This is a genomic window from Archangium lipolyticum (assembly GCF_024623785.1).
Taxonomy (GTDB): domain Bacteria; phylum Myxococcota; class Myxococcia; order Myxococcales; family Myxococcaceae; genus Archangium; species Archangium lipolyticum.
Genome location: NZ_JANKBZ010000018.1, coordinates 93,369 through 108,835, shown reverse-complemented (window position 1 = coordinate 108,835; position 15,467 = coordinate 93,369). Strand labels below are relative to the sequence as shown.

General features: G+C 68.3%; 10 protein-coding genes and 1 tRNA gene. 3 read left to right on the top strand and 8 right to left on the bottom strand.

Annotated elements, in window-relative coordinates; genetic code table 11:
- Positions 1-25 precede the first annotated feature (25 nt).
- Together NR810_RS31865 and NR810_RS31860 are read left to right on the top strand one after the other, a co-directional pair.
- Positions 26-556 (top strand): chalcone isomerase family protein, encoded by a 531-nt coding sequence (locus NR810_RS31865; RefSeq protein WP_257458289.1) that lies wholly within the window; start codon positions 26-28, stop codon positions 554-556.
- A gap of 285 nt (positions 557-841) precedes the next feature.
- Positions 842-2,935 carry a M13 family metallopeptidase gene (locus NR810_RS31860; RefSeq protein WP_257458187.1) on the top strand — a complete coding sequence of 698 codons (2,094 nt, stop codon included), beginning with the start codon at positions 842-844 and terminating at the stop codon, positions 2,933-2,935.
- A gap of 112 nt (positions 2,936-3,047) precedes the next feature.
- On the opposite strand, the gene NR810_RS31855 is transcribed toward NR810_RS31860, so the two are convergent.
- Both NR810_RS31855 and NR810_RS31850 read right to left on the bottom strand, forming a co-directional pair.
- Positions 3,048-5,174 (bottom strand): Ig-like domain-containing protein, encoded by a 2,127-nt coding sequence (locus NR810_RS31855; RefSeq protein ID WP_257458186.1) that lies wholly within the window; start codon positions 5,172-5,174, stop codon positions 3,048-3,050.
- Positions 5,175-5,351: 177 nt separating this feature from the next.
- Positions 5,352-6,386 carry a PA0069 family radical SAM protein gene (locus tag NR810_RS31850; RefSeq protein ID WP_257458184.1) on the bottom strand — a complete coding sequence of 345 codons (1,035 nt, stop codon included), beginning with the start codon at positions 6,384-6,386 and terminating at the stop codon, positions 5,352-5,354.
- A 135-nt stretch (positions 6,387-6,521) separates the two neighbouring features.
- Between NR810_RS31850 and NR810_RS31845 the strand changes: the two genes are divergently transcribed.
- Entirely contained in the window at positions 6,522-8,243 is a 1,722-nt protein-coding gene (locus NR810_RS31845; RefSeq protein WP_257458183.1) for a L,D-transpeptidase family protein, read from the top strand.
- Here the strand turns inward: NR810_RS31845 and NR810_RS31840 are convergent.
- The 6 genes from NR810_RS31840 to murA form a co-directional block, all read right to left on the bottom strand.
- Positions 8,240-9,220 carry a D-Ala-D-Ala carboxypeptidase family metallohydrolase gene (locus tag NR810_RS31840; protein ID WP_257458182.1) on the bottom strand — a complete coding sequence of 327 codons (981 nt, stop codon included), beginning with the start codon at positions 9,218-9,220 and terminating at the stop codon, positions 8,240-8,242. The genes NR810_RS31845 and NR810_RS31840 overlap by 4 nt on opposite strands.
- A 184-nt stretch (positions 9,221-9,404) precedes the next feature.
- Positions 9,405-11,306, bottom strand: coding sequence for a TolB family protein (locus tag NR810_RS31835; protein WP_257458181.1), 1,902 nt, complete (start codon positions 11,304-11,306; stop codon positions 9,405-9,407).
- A gap of 72 nt (positions 11,307-11,378) precedes the next feature.
- Positions 11,379-11,451: transfer RNA gene (locus NR810_RS31830), tRNA-Gly, on the bottom strand.
- Positions 11,452-11,514: 63 nt separating this feature from the next.
- Positions 11,515-13,452, bottom strand: coding sequence for an ABC transporter substrate-binding protein (locus tag NR810_RS31825; RefSeq protein ID WP_257458180.1), 1,938 nt, complete (start codon positions 13,450-13,452; stop codon positions 11,515-11,517).
- A gap of 186 nt (positions 13,453-13,638) precedes the next feature.
- A complete protein-coding gene (locus tag NR810_RS31820; RefSeq protein WP_257458179.1) occupies positions 13,639-14,028 on the bottom strand; it encodes a zf-TFIIB domain-containing protein in 390 nt (129 codons plus the stop codon).
- A gap of 160 nt (positions 14,029-14,188) precedes the next feature.
- Entirely contained in the window at positions 14,189-15,454 is a 1,266-nt protein-coding gene (murA, locus tag NR810_RS31815; RefSeq protein WP_257458178.1) for a UDP-N-acetylglucosamine 1-carboxyvinyltransferase, read from the bottom strand.
- Positions 15,455-15,467 lie beyond the last annotated feature (13 nt).

Genomic DNA, 15,467 nt, shown 5'->3' with positions numbered 1-15,467 from the left:
GAACGCCGCGCTGTTCGCAGTCGTGATGGCCGTTGTGCTCGCGCTGCCCGCCGCCGCCAAGGAGGTGGCGGGCGTGCAGTTCCCCGAGACGGTGTCGGCCGAGGGGAAGGAGCTGAAGCTCAATGGAGTGGGCCTGCGCAAGAAGGTGGTCTTCAAGGTCTACGCGGCGGGCCTGTACGCGGAGAAGCCGTCACAGAACGCGCAGGAGGTGATCGGGTCTGACCAGGTGAAGCGCGTGCGAATGGCGATGCTGCGCGATCTGGACAAGAAGACGATCACGGATGCCATCGTGGATGGCTTCAAGAAGAACGCGAAGGACAAGCTGCCGGCGCTGCAGCAGCGGCTGGACACCTTCTCCGGGGCGATTCCGGATCTGAAGAAGGGTGACGAGCTGTTGCTGACGTACGCGCCGGGGAAGGGAACGACCATCGAGAGCAAGGGGGGACAGAAGATCTCGGTGGAGGGCAAGGACTTCGCGGACGCGCTCTTCTCGGTGTGGCTGGGGCAGAGTCCTGTGGACGAGAGCCTCAAGGACGGGATGCTGGGCAAGGAGTAGCGAGCCCCGAGTCACAACCCAGGAGCCAAACCCCTCTCCCTTCGGGGGGAGGGTCGGGGTGAGGGTATCGAGTCCCCCGGGTTTCGCCTGTGTCGACTCCCTCTCCCTCTGGGAGAGGGCCGGGGTGAGGGTCTTCGCGGGTGACGTCCCGAGCCGCCGTGTCGCACCGTGTCAATCCCTGTCGAGAAGCGGAAGGACGAAGAGCGGCGCACATCCAGGGGTTGCAGGGAGCCGTCCGCCGAGTAGGGTGCGACCCGCTTTCTTCCCGACCTGGAGAAATACTGGATGAGAAAGGCATTGCTCGCCGCCTGCTGTCTCCTCGTGTCTGCCTGCAAGACGGCGGAGCCCGCGCCGCAGCCGCCGCAGACGACCCCGGAGCAGCCGCAGCCGGCGCCGGAGGCGAAGCCGCTTCCGCCGGGACTCGATGGAGCGGCCATCAACGACAAGGCGGATCCGTGCGAGGACTTCTACGAGTACGCGTGCGGCAACTGGGTGAAGTCCACGGAGATTCCGGCGGATCGCCCCCGCTGGTCGAGGGGCTTCGACACCATCGCGGCGCGAAACGAGGAGCTCCTCCGGGACATCCTGGAGTCCACGGCGAAGGGCAAGGCCCCCGAGGGCACGCCCTACGCGCAGAAGCTGGGTGACTTCTACGGCTCCTGCATGGACGAGGCGCAGCTCGAGGCGTCGCTGCCGGCGCTCAAGGCGCAGCTGGCGAAGCTGACGGCGGTGAAGAACGCGAAGGACCTGGCGCAGGTGGTGGGCACGATGCACGCGCAGAGCGTGTTCCCGCTCTTCCGCTTTGGCTCCAGCACGGACCTCAAGGACGCCACCCAGGTGATTGGAGAGGTGGATCAGGGAGGACTGGGGCTGCCGGACCGCGACTACTACGTGAAGGAGGACGAGAAGTCGAAGGCGCTGCGTGCCGCCTACGTCGAGCACATGAAGAACATCTTCGTGCTGCTGGGCGAGACGCCCGAGCAGGCGGCGAAGAGCGCGGCGTCGGTGATGGAGACGGAGACGGCGCTGGCGAAGGGCTCGCTGACGCGGGTGGAGCGGAGGGATCCGCACAAGCTGTACCACCGGTTGGAGCGCAAGGGCCTGAAGCAGACGGCGCCGGGCTTCCAGTGGGACGTGTACTTCACGGCCGCGGGGGCCAGGGACGTGCAGCCGATCAACGTCAGCCACCCGCCGTTCTTCCAGGAGGTGGACCGGCTGGCGAAGACGCTGAAGCCAGAGGCGTGGAGGACCTACCTGACCTGGCACTACGTGTCGGGGGTCACCCCGGCGCTGCCCAAGAGCTTCCAGGACGAGCGCTTCCGCTTCACGGCGGAGAACCTGACGGGCGCGAAGGAGGACGTGCCGCGCTGGAAGAAGTGCGTGCGCTTCACGAACGGGGCGCTGGGCGAGGCGCTGGCCGTGCCCTTCATCACGAAGACGTTCGGCGAGGACGGCAAGAAGACCACGCTGCAGATGGTGGAGGAGATCGAGAAGGCCTTCGAGCGCAACCTGGACACGCTGGCGTGGATGGACGCGGCCACGCGGGAGCAGGCGCTGGTGAAGGTGCGGAAGATCGTCAACAAGATCGGCTACCCGGACAAGTGGCGCAACTACGACGACATGAAGGTGGAGCGCGGTTCGTTCCTGGGCTCGCTGCTGAACGCGTCGGCGTTCGAGCAGGCGCGGCAGCTGGCGAAGATTGGCAAGCCGGTGGACAAGACCGAGTGGTTCATGTCGCCGCCGACGGTGAACGCCTACTACAACCCGCCCTTCAACGAGATCGTCTTCCCGGCGGGAATCCTCCAGCCTCCGTTCTTCAACCGCGAGGCTTCGGCGGCGGTGAACTTCGGCGCCATGGGGATGGTGGTGGGGCATGAAATTACCCACGGCTTCGACGACGAGGGCCGCCAGTTCGACGCGCAGGGGAACCTGCGGGACTGGTGGACGCCGGCCTCGGACAAGGCCTTCCGTGAGCGAGTGGCGTGCGTGAAGAACCAGTACGACGGCTACACGGCGATAGACGACGTGAAGCTGAACGGGGCGCTGACGCTCGGCGAGAACGTGGCGGACCTGGGAGGCCTGAAGCTGGCGCACGCGGCGATGGAGGCGTGGCTGGCGAGGGATGCGGAGGCGGCGAAGAAGGCGGAGGGCTACCGCTACACGCCGAGCCAGCAGTTCTTCCTCGGCTACGCGCAGTCGTGGTGCTCGAAGTACCGGGACGCCTTCGCACGGCAGATGGCGGTGGTGGATTCGCACTCGCCGCCGTACTGGCGCGTGAACGGGCCGGTGGTGAACCTGCCGTCGTTCCAGAAGGCCTTCCAGTGCAAGGAGGGCGCGAAGATGGTGAGCCCGGCCGCGCAGCGCTGCGAGGTCTGGTAGCCGGAGGCACCGGGTTGCATCGCTGAAAAGGAAAGGGCGGGATGGCTCGTGCAGTGCCATCCCGCCTCTTCTTCGGGGCCGAACCCGGCCATTCAACGTCTAGACGTCGAGACTAGTAGTTGTAGCGGTAGACGTAGATGTTCGACACCGAGCCGTCGGACTCGTGCCAGGCGACGATCGGCTGGCCGTTCTTGTCGAGTGACAGCGTGGGCCGGAATCCGGCCGTGGAAGCACCCGTTGCCGCACTCAGCCGCGAACCCAGCTGCTGCCAGGAGCTTCCGTTCCAGCGGCTCACCCAGATGGACGTCTCCGGCGCGGCATAGCCGCTCCAGGCGACGATGGGCAGCCCATCATGATCCACGACCACCGAGGGGTGGGTGTTCGACGTGGTGTTGCCGTTGATCGTGCTTCCCAGCATCTGCCACGACTGCCCATTCCAGAGCGCGGCGTAGACGGTGCTGTTGGGTGAGCTGGACTCCTCCCAGGCAATGATGGGGAGCCCGTTCCCATTCAGTGCAAGGGAGGGGGAATTGGAGCTTCCCTTGGACGGGCTGATCAGCGGATCTCCCAGCTTGCTCCAGTTGCCGTAGATGTCCCTCTTGCTCGCATAGATGGCCCAGTGCGTGTCCGTTCCCGTCTCCCAGTGAGCGGGGTACGCCATGAACCAGTTGCCCGTGGCATCGATTGCCAGATCGGAGTTCACGGGGAAGCTACCGTCCTCGGGCGCGGTGAGCGTCTCCCAGTCATTCGACGCCAGACGGAACACTTCCAGATCGTAGGTGCCGTAGGAGGCCAGGAAGGGCGTGACGACGAGGTTGCCTGCCTTGTCGAACGCGATACCTCCAGGATTGCGACTCCCCTGATCTGCTCTGATGGCGGGGAGGAAGGGGGGAAGGCTTGCCCAGGTGGTACCCGTCCACCTGCTCCCATAAAGCTCCCGGTCACCCTTGTTGGTGCTGACCTCGTTCCACACGACCGTGGGGCGGTTCGCGGTATCGAGGACGAGGTCGGGTTCAATGGTATCGAAGCTGGCGCCAGGAACGGCATTCAGGGCGGGACCCAGATCGGTCCAGCTCGTTCCCGTCCAGCGCCGGACGTAGATGTTCTTGGCGGTGCCGTCGGACTCGGACCAGGCGATGACGGGGTTGCCGTCCGTGGCCACCTTCATGGACACGTTCTCCGCGGGGGTGGGTCCGTTCACCGCGCTGATGGCGCCACCCATCGGCAGCCAGGCGGGAACCGTGAACGTCCACGGAGTCGAGGCGGTCAGGGCATTGCCGGCCAGGTCCGTCAAGGGCGCCGTGCTCGAGCCCAGGTTGATGGTGACGGTGGCCGGCAGCGTCAGCGGCGCGCTCGGGGTGAGGGTCAGCGTCCTACCATCCGCCGACAGGGAAAGGGTCTTGGCGACATTCGACGCACCCGCCGTGCCCAGGACCACGGAGGCATCGGTCACGGTGGACGCCTTCAACGGTTCATCGAAGGTCACCTGGATGGTGTCTCGCACGGCGACGGCGGTGGCGCCGGGAGCCGGGCTCTGCGTCTTCACCTTGGGCGCCGTGTGGTCGACCTTGATGGTGCGGGCGGAGCTGGTGAAGGTGGCGCCCCCGCGCGTGGCGCGAGCGGTGAGCTGATACTCCCCCTCCGTCTCCTGGCTGGTGTCCCAGGTGTACTGGTAGGAGGGCGCGGACAGGCGCGTCAGGAAGACCGTGTCCTTGTACAGGTCGACGGACTCGGCCGTGCCTCCCTCCACCACGACCTGGAACTGGACGGAGTCCTTCACGTGGACACTGGACTGGCTGGGGCTCGCCCACTGAACCAGGAGGTCACCCTGGCCCGCCACCGAGAGGGACACGGAAACATCCTGGGAGAGGGTTCCCGCCGTGCCGCGCAGGGTGAGCGTCTTGGGGCCGGGCTCCGCGTTGGCACTGACGGAGATGGTCAGGGTGGCGGAGGTGGTGCCAGAGGCGATCGTGACGGAGGGGGCGCTGATGCCCGCCGGAGGATTGAACAGGCTGACCGTGACGTTGTCGGTGAATCCGCCGGTACGGGTGAGGGTGACCTGGATGTTCTTGCTTCCTCCCTGGAAGACGCTGGCCTGGGTCGGGTCGGCGGAGAGGGAGAAGTTGCCTACGGGCTGGTTGGGCGTGCCCTGGTCGGGGGGATCGACATCGGGCACATTGATGCAGGCGGAACCGCTCAGGATGCAGAGGGGAATCAGGGTCTTGAAGAATCGGTGCATGGGGCTCTCACAATGCACAGCGTGTTGCGACAGTGCGTGCAGGCAGCCCGAAAGCACGTGTCGTGCCAAGCGTGCGATTTCGAACCTTCCGAGGCGCCAGGGCTCCAGGACCCCGCGGTTCCTTCCGGATGAGCGTCCCGCGTTTTGGACGGCCGTACACGCGGTGAGACGGTTTTCTCAAAAGAAGCTGAGCTGAGTGCCCGGCTTCATGGGCCGGCGGAAGGGGCTCTCCTTCTCCTCTTCCTCCGTGCTCCACGAGGTGTTCAGCCCCAGGCGGCGCGCGGTGGTGTGGAAGAGCTTGTGGAGGGTGTCCGCGTAGAGGCCCTCACCGCGCATGCGGACGCGGAAGCGCGCATCGTTGAGCTCGCCCCCACGCGTCTCGCGGATGCGGTGCAGCACGCGCTCGGCTCGCAGTGGGAGCTTCTCACGCAGGCGCTCCTCGAAGACGGCCCGCACCGGACCCGGCAGCCGCAGCAGCGTGTAGAAGGCCCTCGTGGCCCCGGCCTCGCGCGCCGCGGTGAGGACTCGCACCATGTCCTCGTCGTTCAACCCGGGAATGACGGGCGCCACCGCCACTCCCACGGTGATGCCCGCCGCCGCCAGCCGCTCGACGGTCTGCAGGCGCCTCCGGGGCGTGGCCACGTACGGCTCCATCGCCCGGGCCACCTGCTCGTCGTGGAAGGGCAGGGTGATGTACACCGACAACCGCGCCTCCTGCGCGAGCGTCGTCAGCACATCCAGGTCCCGCTCGATGAGCGGCCCCTTGGTGATGATGCCCACCGGGTTGCGGTACTCGGCGCACACCTCCAGGCATGCGCGGGTGAGCCGCAGCGAGGCCTCGAGTGGCTGGTAGCAGTCCGTGACGCCGCTGAAGGCGACCGACTCCCCCTTCCAGCTCTTGCGCTCGAAGGCCGCGCGCAGCAGCTCCGCCGCCTTGGGCTTCACCACCAGCTTCGTCTCGAAGTCCGTGCCCGCGCCGAAGCCGAGGTACTCGTGGTAGGGCCGCGCGTAGCAGTACGCGCACGCATGGAGGCAGCCCCGGTAGGGATTGACGCTCCAGGTGAAGCCGACGTCCGGGCTGTCGTTGCGCCCCAGCACCTCGCGGCTGTGGTCCTCCAGCACCTCCAGCTTCGCGGGAGGAATCTCCTCCAGGTACTCCACCGCGGTGGTGTCCCAGGGGTTGGGTGGGTTGGAGACGGGACGGGGTTTCACACTCCCAGGGTGAATCTGAAAGGACGTTCAGTCAAGGCTCCGTTGGCCGCCTGTCCCCGGACCTGGACGGTCAGGAGAGCGAGCGGCCGAGCCCGCCTGCCTGCCTCGTCCTCCCGGGGTGCCTACCGTCGCCCCATGCGCTCCTGGCTCGTCCTTCTGTGCTGCCTGCTTCTCGGGGCTCCCGTGCTCGCGGCGGGAGAGCTCCCTCCCTTCGAGTCCGCGGTCCGGGCCCGGGCGGAGAAGGAATCAAGGGAGGTATCCCAGGCCCTGTTGCGCTTCTACGAGACCCGGGGCTTCCAGCCCGCGTGGTTCTCCTATGACGGCGCGGTGCGGCCCCAGGTGGACCAGTTCCTCGCGGCGCTTCGAGAGGCGGAGTCGGAGGGCCTGTGGCCGGAGCGCTACCACCGCTCGGCGCTCGAGGACTCCCTGCGACGGCTGTCGCTCGAGGGCGAGCCGGAGGACGCGTGGATGTCGGTGGAGTTGCGGCTCACGTCGAGCTTCCTCACCTACGCCTCGCATCTCCTCTCCGGGCAGGTGGCCTCGCAGCGCATCCCGTGGCGGACGAAGCCACCGGGAGCGGTGGTCCTGGCGGCGGTGATGGAAGGAGCGCTCGCCAGTGGCGATCTGCGCACGACGCTGCGGAGCTTCTCCCCGACGCACGAGGGCTTCGTGCGACTCCGGGAGGCGCTCGCCCGCTACCGCGCCATCGCCGCGGCTGGAGGCTGGCCGCTGGTGCCGGAGGGCGGGCCGCTCGAGCGGGGGATGAGGGATCCTCGCGTGGCGGTGTTGCGCGAGCGGCTGCGCGTCACGGGAGATCTGCCCGCCGCCCCGGAGGAGCGGTTGCTCTACCCGGGTGCTCCCAGTGTGAGCTCCATGGTGCTGGTGGGGGATCTCGTCCGCGCGGCGATGGAGGTGGCACCGGAGTCTCCGAGGGAGCCTGTACCGGAGGACCTCTACGACGCGAAGCTGGAGGAGGCGGTGAAGCGTTTCCAGCGGAGGCAGGGGTTGGAGGTGGACGGGAAGGTGGGCGCGGGGACGCTGGAGGCGCTGCGGGTGCCGGTGGAGGAGCGCATCGCGCAGCTGCTGGTCAACCTGGAGCGCTGGCGCCAGGCTCCGAGGGAGCTCGAGCCCCGGTACGTGATGGTGAACCTGCCGGCCTTCGAGTTGGAGGCGGTGGAGCGGGGGCGCACGGTGCTGCGGATGCCGGTCATCATCGGAGAGCCGGACTGGAGCACGCCCGTCCTCGCGGACGAGGTGGAGTACCTGGTGCTCCACCCGGAGTGGAACGTGCCGGGGAAGATCACCCAGGAGGAGGTGCTGCCGAAGCTGCGGGAGGACGCGGGCGCGGCCGAGGCGCTCGGGCTGACGGTGATCGACAAGGCCACGGGGCAGGCGGTGGACGCGAGGACGGTGGATTGGAACGCCCTGGGGGAGGGCCCGCTGTCCTACCGCTTCGCGCAAGCCCCCGGGGAGTCCAACCCGCTGGGCCAGGTGAAGTTCATCTTCCCCAACCCGTACTCCATCTACCTGCACGACACGCCCAACCCGGCGCTCTTCACGAAGGCGAACCGGGCCTTCAGCCACGGCTGCGTCCGGGTGTCCGAGCCGGCGAAGCTCGCGGACTTCATGCTGCGGGGCCACGAGGGCTGGACGGAGGCGTCCCTGGCGGCGGAGATGGAGAAGGCCGGAACGCCCCGGCGGGTGCAGCTGCCCGCGCCGGTGCCGGTGTACCTGCTCTACTGGACGGCCTTCGTGGACGCGGAGGGCCGGGTGGCGTTCCGGCGGGACCTCTACGCGCGCGACCCGGAGGTGAGGCGGGCGCTGGCGGTGAATCCAGTGCCCACCACGCGGGGTTAGCGCTTGCTCCAGCGGGCCGCGGTGCCGCGTACGTCGATGTGGACGAAGGGCCCGTGGACGCGGTTGGCGCGGTAGACGCCGTAGCCGCCGATGAGCTCGGGTACGCGCTGCTCCACCTTGTCCACGGCGCGGGCGAGCACCTCGGCGTCCTTCACGTCGACGCGCCCGTTGCCATCGAGGTCATCCATCTGCCCATCACCGTCGTCATCGAGCCAGACGTCGGCCGCGTCGCCGTAGGTGTGGCGGCTGAACTTCGCGCGGCCCTTCTCCCCGGGCCCGTTGTACTGGGGCGTGCGGAAGCCGCTCATCACGTGCAGTCCCCTGGCCGGGTAGCCCTGGGTGCGCAGCTCCTGGAGCACCAGCTCCAGCTTGTCCACCAGCCGCAGGTCGAGCACGAGGTACTTGGGCCAGACGTGGACCTGGTCCTTGGTGAGGAAGTTCCGCAGGCGGAAGTGCTCGGAGACGGCGAAGTCCTGGTTCTGGGGCGTCACCTCGATGAGGAGCTCGGGCGGGGCGTAGCTGCCGGAGCGTCCGGCGGCTCGGGCCGGCCAGCGGCCGATGTGGTAGCCGTTGAGGCGCGGGGTGGAGCCGTCGAAGTGGACGGGGGTGATGACGGCGTGCGAGCCGCCGAGCGTCCAGACTCCCGGCCGCTCTGGAGCCTTCAGTCCCTCCGCGGTCGGGGACGCGGGAGTCTGGGTTCCGGAGCCCACCGCGAGCCACCGCGCTTCCTTCAGATTCTCGGGGACGGAGAGGTGGGGCTGGAGGGATTCACCCGGGGGCACGACGACTGCGCGCAGGGCTCCGCTGTGGCCGCGGGAGAGCAGCTCCGCCTGGGTGGGGACTTGTTGAGAGGGACCCTGTACCGCTCCGGGTTTCGGGACGGACGCCATGGCGTACTGGGCCAGGAAGAGCAGGGTGGCGATGAGGATGAGGACGGCCGAACGGCCGAGGGGCAGGCGGGTACGAAAGGAATTCACGCGAGTTCTGCACAACTGGCCGCGAGAAGAAATTCCCCCTGCCGCCCGTTCGGCCTCGCGAGCTGGGGTCGACGCTGGAATGGACCTGGGAAACGACACGGCCGGTCGCTCCTTCCCAGGTGGAGGAGTGATCGGCCGTGTGTGACGGGGGAGTCCCCCGGATGAGAGCTATCTGCCTGTCGTCTCAGCGGATGACGGGGACGACCTCCGTCGTCCACTGGGCGATGTGGTTGGACGTGGAGATGTCCTGGATGGGCAGCACGAGGGCGGGGTAGCTGGGATCCTGCCCGAGCGCGACCTTGTCCGGGTCGACGGCGGCGAGCCACAGCAGGGTGCCGTTGGGGTTCTCATCCCCACCGGGTAGCGGATTGCGCAGCCCGAACCTGCGGCTGGAGGAGAAGGTGAACCACTGCAGCCGGGTGCCCGGCTCGCGGGTGCGCTGGTAGAGGAAGGGCGCCCACTTGGGGAACGAGTTGGTGAGGTTCGTCCCGGGGTCGCGCTTGCCCGGAGCGTTGGCACGGGCGAGTTCGATGGGCGTGGCACTGGCCTCGGCCTTCACGGCGAACAGCCGGGCCGAGGGGTCGCTGTCGGCGTTGCAGTCCCTCACGTAGTTGCCGCTCGGGCAGGTGGACTCGTTGAAGAGCACGAACGCGTTGTCCGGCGAGATGGCCGGGTAGTAGCGGTTCCTGCCGTCCACGGCGGGCGCGAGCGTCACCGGCGCGCTCCAGCCGGTGTCGGTGCGGCTGACCAGCTGGATGGCGCCCTTGCCGAAGCGCTGGTTGGTGCCCTTCACGCCCACGCTCACGAAGGCGATCTTCTGCCCGTCCATGGACCAGTCGGGGTGGTTGGCGGGGCTGCTGCTGGTGCCGGTGCCGGTGAGGCTCTGCACCTTCTTGCCGGTCTCGCCGTTGAAGAGCATCAGGTTGAAGTCGGTGGCGCCCGAGTCCCCATAGACGCCCACGTACTGCGAGCCATCCGGGTTCCAGGACTCGAAGATGCTCTTGTCGGGCGAGGCGCTGCCCTGGTCGAAGGGCGCGAGGAGCGACTTGGTGCCCACGTCCATCAGCACGAGGCGCCCGTCATTCTGGCCGCTCGTCTCGGCGACGAGCTTCTTGCCGTCGCGCGACAGCGCGTGGCAGCCGAGGCACTTGCCCCCCGCTGCCTCCGGACCGATGAACTTCTCGCCCGTGGTCCCCGAGGCGCTGGTGAAGTCGAAGCGCATGATCGCGGAGCCGTTGGAGGTGGTCCAATAGTAGAGGCCGCCGGTGAGGTCATCCTGCGAGAAGGACAGGGCGAGCGACGCGGACGCGCCCACCTGGGAGCCCGAGTCGTCGGTGCCGCGCAGGGAGACGGTGACGGGCTCGCCGCCGCGGTTGGTCTGGGACAGCCACAGCCAGGTGGTGTCATCCGGCCGGTAGATGCATCCGCCGTTGAGGGGCTGGGTGCAGCGCAGGTAGACCTTGAGGTCGGTGAGGGAGTTCTGGAACGCCAGCTCGAAGAGGGTGTTGGAGGTACCGGGCAGGAAGTGGATCTCCACGCCGCGCATGTTGGGGGGCAGGAGCACGCCGTCATTGGGGTAGACGAGGTCGGGCTTGCGCGTGTCGCTGGCGGGGCCGGAGAAGAGGTCCGCCGCGTTGTCGGGCACGGAGGTGGAGGCCGGATCCTTCACGCCGCCGCGGATCTTCACGGCCACCTGCGTCGAGCCGCGCACGGGGCCCGCGAGGGCCGAGACCGTCGTCACGCCGCCCTGGTTCTTGTAGGTGGTGAAGGTGTTGCCCGAGAAGCCGCCGATGAAGTTGTTGTCCACCGTGAAGCGGACGCGCGGGGTGATGTCGACCTTCGTGCCATCCTCGAAGGTGCCGATGGCGCGGTAGGTGGCGGTGGCGGACGTCTGTCCGGCCTCGATGAGCAGCAGCTGATCCGCGGGCTCGACGGTGATGGCCGTCAGCCCGACGATGGCCGCTGTGCCGGGGGTTCCACCATCGTTCGACGGGTCGCCCGAACCATTGCCTCCGCCGCCACTGCATCCAGTGGACGCCAGGAGGAGCATCGCGAGAGTCGTGGGGAGAAGAAGGGGAATGCGCATGAAGCGCATTGTGGCCCAAAAAACAGCGAAGCCGGCAATTCCTCGGTGGACCGAGGAACTGCCGGCCTGGTGAGCGGCGGACGGGATTCGAACCCGCGACCCCGAGCTTGGGAAGCTCGTGCTCTACCAACTGAGCTACCACCGCGTTGGAAGCAGGCCCAAAGTAGGGAGCCGGACGCGGCTTGTCAACGAGAAGTGACCAGGGCGGCTATTCGCCCTCCTCGACGGTGAGCTGGTAGGCATCCTGGAAGTTGGCCTCGCGGTTGCGGGCGTCGCGGACCTCCAGGAAGTAGACACCGGGCTCGGCGCTGTAGCGGATGACCTCGGGCTGGTCTCCCTTGGCGCGATCCGACGTCTGCACGAGTGTCGGCTTGCCGTCCTCTCCCTGGCGGTACAGGTACAGGCCCACGTCCACCTTGAGGATGCCCAGCAGCGTGGCCTTCAGCGCGGTGCGCACGGGCCGGTCCGACAGGTCGAGCCGGTAGTAGTCCACGTCCTTGAGCGGGTAGACGGTGCCGCGCACGGGCTTGCCCGCGGTGAGCTCCATGGCGCGCTCCGTCGTGTTGTTGGGCTCACGCTCCTCGCTGCCGTTGTCGGGAACGGTGGTGATGCTGAGGCGGTAGGGCTGGTCCGCGTTCTCGTAGTCGCGCACCCACTTGCCGTCCACCTTGCGCGCGGCGCCCTGCACCCGGAAGTAGCAGGTGCCGCCGCAGGCCACGTTGTTGAGGCGCTCGGGCTCCTTGATGGCTCCCTCGTTGACGCGCTGGACCACCGTCTCCTTCTGGCCCTCGCCCTCGGGTGGCTCCACCACGGACAGCTCCAGGTCCATGAGGTCCACGCCCGACAGCTCCACCTTGGCCAGCACCGGCTCGCTCGTCCTCAGGACGAAGTTGTCCACGTCCCCCTTGGGAGAGAGGAAGCCCTCCTTGTAGCCGGACATCGGCAGGGGCGTGGCCTTGTACAGCTCCTCGTTGGGCTCGAGCTCCGCGTTGGCCCCGGCCTCCTCCAGGGACACCTTCAGCGTGTAGGCCTTCTCCGAGCTGAAGCCGCGCTTCGCGTCCTTGCCCGTCCCCGACCAGCCGCTCTTCACCACCACGTACACCACGCGATCGCTCGCCCGCACGCCCACGTTGCGCAGCGCGAAGCCCTCGCCCTCCTTGCCCTTGGTGGTGAACAGGGGCGCCTCCGCCGCCGAGAGCACCGACAGCTCCGACCGGACGCCCTCGACGCCCGTGAGCTCGAGCCTCAGCGCCACCGCGGCGGGCTCCTCGGGCGGAGGAGCCGGCTGGCCCGGGACGGGCACGGGCACTTGAATCTGCGGGAAGCCCCCGGGCTGTGCCTGGGGGCCGGTACCGCTCGCGGTGCCCTCCCCGGTGGTGGGGGGAGCCTCCTCGGAGGAGCCGGGTGCCGGAGGCGGGGTCTCGGTCCCTTCGGGCGCCTGCGCCAGGCCCGTGTCGGATGGCGGGGCGCCGGGCGCGGCACCGGTGGCTCCACCCGCGTCCTCGGTGGGGGCCGGAGCCGGGGGCGTCCCTCCGGGGGGCTCGGGCAGCTCCAACCGGTACCAGTCCTCGTCGCCCGCATGGCCGATGAAGCCCGTCACCGCCGAGTCGAGCTGCATCGGGGTGGCGTCCACCGCCCGGTCATTGGGCTCGTGCTCCACGCCCTCCTCGGCGGGGTGGTAGCGGACGTCGAGCGTGTAGGCGCCGCCGGTACCCTTGCGCGCCGAGGCCACGCGCACCCAGCGCTCGCGCTCGACATGGAGGTTGGGGAAGCGCTCCGGCTTGTCGTTGCCCGCGCTGTTGACGCTGGCGCTGCGCACCCCGGGCGCGTCGTACACCTCCAGCACCACGTCGCCGCCGGGAATGCCGGAGACGGTGACGTCCGCTACGCTCGGGCCTCCCGGGGCGAGCCGGTACCAGTCCTCGTCGGGCTTGGACGGATCCGCGCCCAGACTGGCGCTGACCGTCGCGTCCCGGCCGAGGGTGAGGGCCTGCTCGGGCCGGTCATCCGGCTCCTTCTCGTCCAGCTGCTCGGGTCCGACGACCACCGGACCGGCGTCCGGCGCCTCGCTGTCCTTTTTCGAGCAGCCGCTCGGGCAGCCGATGAGCACCAGGGCCCACGGCCACACCCACCCCAGACGTCGCATTCCGTTCCCTCTTGGCATTCGGGCGCCTACTCAATCCCCTGGCGCCCGGGTGTCAAGGTTCGCCAACAGACTCGCGGGCGGTTTCATCCCGGCGAAGGGAAGAGACCGCGGACGGAGCCGTGGCGTTCCTGGCCTGTGGGGGACGGGCCGGGAGGGGAAGCGAAGGGGGACACCCCCGGAGGGGTGTCAGATGGCGGCCGACTTCCTCTTGGCGCCGAAGTGGCGGAAGAAGTCGATGATCTCCTGCTCGGCCACCTTTGCATCGGTGGCGTCGGCGAACTCCGACTCGAGGAAGATGCCGCCACAGGACTCGCAGGTGTCGTAGTGCAGCGGGTGCTGCCTGTCCCCGCCGTCTACACGGACGAGGTCCACCTGGCACTCGGGGCACTGACCCGTGAGAGCCTCGGCGTCGACCTTGCCGCCCTGGCTCTCGAGCCCGGGAAGATTGTTGTGGAGGAGGATCCGGTTGAGATCCGCGACGTCGATCCACAATCCGCCGCACTCTCCACACTTGCGCAGCGTCTCATGCTCCCCTTCGAGCTCGGCCATCTCGACGCTGCAACCGGGGCAATTCATGGGGTGGGTCATTCTCCTGTAGGGGGGAGCCGAGCTCCCGTGGGTTCGTCCGGGAACGGCTTGGTCCCCGGACGTTCAGAGAATGATAGGTCGCATGAATTTTAGGATGCAACCCGACTGCGCAGATGTGTTCACGCCAGCAACTCCGGGCACCCCCCAGTCAGGCCTTCACCCGGCGGATGTCGGCTCCCAGCTTGCGCAGCTTGTTCTCCAGGCGCTCGTACCCCCGGTCCAGGTGGTAGATGCGGGCGATCTCCGTCTTCCCCTCGGCGCGCAGGCCCGCCAGGACGAGCGAGGCGCTGGCGCGCAGGTCCGTGGCCATCACCGGCGCCCCGGACAGCCTCTTGACCCCCTTCACCACCGCCGTGTGGCCCTGGATGGTGATGTCCGCTCCCATCCGGTGCAGCTCCGGCACGTGCATGAAGCGGTTCTCGAAGATGCTCTCGGAGATGACCGAGGTGCCGCTGGCCACCGTCATGAGCCCCATCAGCTGAGCCTGCATGTCCGTGGGGAAGCCAGGGTGCTCGGTCGTCTTCACGTCCACCGAATTGACGACCTTGGGGGCCTTCACCCGCAGGCCGTGCTCCTCGGCGGTGATGGTGCAGCCCGTCTCGCGCAGCTTGAGGATGACGGACTCCAGGTGCTCGGGGACGGCGTGCTTGACGAGCACGTTACCGCCGGTGATGGCCGCTGCCACCATCAGCGTACCCGCCTCGATGCGGTCCGGGAGGATGGCGTGGTCCACCGGCTTGAGCGACTCCACCCCGTCGATGGTGATGACGGAGGTGCCCGCGCCCTCGATGCGGGCGCCCATCTTGTTGAGCACCCGGGCGAGCTCCTCCACCTCGGGCTCGCGCGCGCAGTTCTCCAGCACGGTGCGGCCCCTGGCCAGCACGGCCGCCATCATCACGTTCTCCGTCCCCGTCACGGTGATGACGTCGAAGTTGATGGTGGCGCCCTTGAGCTGCTTCGCCTTCGCCTCGACGTAGCCCTCGGTGAGGGTGATGTCCGCGCCCAGGGCCTTGAGGCCCTTGAGGTGCTGGTCGATGGGGCGGGCGCCGATGGCGCAGCCACCCGGCATGGACACGCGGGCCCGGCCGAAGCGGGCCACCAGGGGGCCGAGCACCAGCACCGAGGCTCGCATCGTCTTCACCAGGTCATACGGGGCCTCGGGGGTGATGGGACCCTCGACGGACACCTCGCACACGTCCTTCTTGCGGCCGGTGAGCCGCACGGACTGGCAGCCCATGGTGTCGAGCACCTTGAGCATGGTGACGACGTCGGCCAGGTCCGGCACGTTGCGGTAGATGCTCTTGCCGTCGGCCAGCAGCGCCGAGGCGAGGATGGGGAGCGCGGCGTTCTTGGCTCCCGATACGTTCACCTCGCCCTGCAGCGGGTTGCCACCCTTCACGATGATCTTGTCCATCTGTTCCGTCTCT

What these genes read in the sequence shown, in the direction of transcription:
- NR810_RS31845 (WP_257458183.1), top strand. Translation starts at nt 6,522, where the DNA reads ATGCGCTCCTGGCTCGTCCTTCTGTGCTGCCTGCTTCTCGGGGCTCCC.
- NR810_RS31820 (WP_257458179.1), bottom strand. Translation starts at nt 14,028, where the DNA reads ATGAATTGCCCCGGTTGCAGCGTCGAGATGGCCGAGCTCGAAGGGGAG.
- NR810_RS31855 (WP_257458186.1), bottom strand. Translation starts at nt 5,174, where the DNA reads ATGCACCGATTCTTCAAGACCCTGATTCCCCTCTGCATCCTGAGCGGT.
- NR810_RS31865 (WP_257458289.1), top strand. Translation starts at nt 26, where the DNA reads ATGGCCGTTGTGCTCGCGCTGCCCGCCGCCGCCAAGGAGGTGGCGGGC.
- NR810_RS31825 (WP_257458180.1), bottom strand. Translation starts at nt 13,452, where the DNA reads ATGCGACGTCTGGGGTGGGTGTGGCCGTGGGCCCTGGTGCTCATCGGC.
- murA (WP_257458178.1), bottom strand. Translation starts at nt 15,454, where the DNA reads ATGGACAAGATCATCGTGAAGGGTGGCAACCCGCTGCAGGGCGAGGTG.
- NR810_RS31860 (WP_257458187.1), top strand. Translation starts at nt 842, where the DNA reads ATGAGAAAGGCATTGCTCGCCGCCTGCTGTCTCCTCGTGTCTGCCTGC.
- NR810_RS31835 (WP_257458181.1), bottom strand. Translation starts at nt 11,306, where the DNA reads ATGCGCATTCCCCTTCTTCTCCCCACGACTCTCGCGATGCTCCTCCTG.